The 312-nt window shown below is 67.0% G+C and carries 1 protein-coding gene; it reads left to right on the top strand.

What is annotated here, in order from left to right:
• Positions 1 to 312, top strand: a 312-nt coding sequence (locus EN824_RS34250) for an RNB domain-containing ribonuclease (RefSeq protein WP_135933217.1), incomplete at both ends; no start/stop codon positions are given.

Genomic DNA, 312 nt, shown 5'->3' with positions numbered 1-312 from the left:
GCTCGGCGGCTTGCCGGACGATCTGCCGGAAGCGGCCGTGCAGGCGTTTTCCATTGACGACATAACCACCACTGAAATCGACGACGCGTTCTCCGTCGAGCATCTCGCGGACGGCCGCGTGCGCATCGGCGTGCACATCGCCGCGCCGGCGCTCGGCATTCAGCGCGGCGACGAAATCGACGCGATTGCGCGCGCGCGTTTGTCGACGGTCTACATGCCGGGCGACAAGATCACGATGCTGCCCGACAGCGTTGTCGACGCGTTCACGCTCGCCGAGGGCGGCCTGCGCCCGGCGCTGTCGCTGTATGTGAT

The sequence above is a fragment of the Mesorhizobium sp. M8A.F.Ca.ET.181.01.1.1 genome, from assembly GCF_004792025.1.
Lineage (GTDB): Bacteria > Pseudomonadota > Alphaproteobacteria > Rhizobiales > Rhizobiaceae > Mesorhizobium.
Note: the sequence above shows the minus strand (reverse complement) of the source record. Positions and strands in the feature narration are given on the sequence as shown.